This is a genomic window from Milkweed yellows phytoplasma str. MW1 (genome assembly GCF_000309485.1).
Classification (GTDB): Bacteria; Bacillota_I; Bacilli_A; order Acholeplasmatales; family Acholeplasmataceae; genus Phytoplasma.
The window spans coordinates 1-636 of record NZ_AKIL01000024.1; the positions used below are offsets into that span (position 1 = coordinate 1).

1 protein-coding gene is annotated in these 636 nt (G+C 19.8%); it reads right to left on the reverse strand.

The annotated features are described in order from the left end of the window. Positions 1-29: 29 nt before the first annotated feature. The coding region (locus tag RI76_RS00455; RefSeq protein WP_222831822.1) for a hypothetical protein at positions 30-636 on the reverse strand (607 nt) is incomplete at its 5' end.

Below are 636 nucleotides of genomic sequence, written 5' to 3' on the forward strand. Positions count from 1 at the left end.
AATCAATAATTAAAATAAATTATAAAAATTTAATCAGATAGAATATATGGTATCAACAAATCTGATAACATACCTGTTATTTGAGAAGCCATAAAAATTAAAATAGACTCGGATTCATCATCTGAATATGTTTTGCTACATTCGATGAGAGATGATAATAATATATCGCAACAATTTTCAAAATACTGATTCCAATTTGTAAAAGTATCATTGATTTCTATACTATTATTAATTGAATTATTCATAATAACTTTTTTCAAATTATTTAAAATTTTTACTAAATTTATATTCGGATATTCTCGAACAGATATTTGACTTTTAAACTTATTTGAAGATACGCCATTAATTATATCACAACATTTTTGAGTAATATCATTTAATTTTTCAACATCATTAGGATTTATTGTTATCCCTAAATTAAATAAATTAATTCTGTTTAAAGCCAAGAGAGAAAAATTTTTACAATCCATAAAATTAAATTTCTTATTTTTTACTTCTAAAATTTCAACAGATGGTTTTTGTTGTATATTTGTTTTATTGTGTGCAAAAATTTTTTTACTAAATATCGATGAGGAAAAAATAATAATTAATGTTATTAAAATCAAAAAAACTAAATAATTATTTTTAACTAATTTT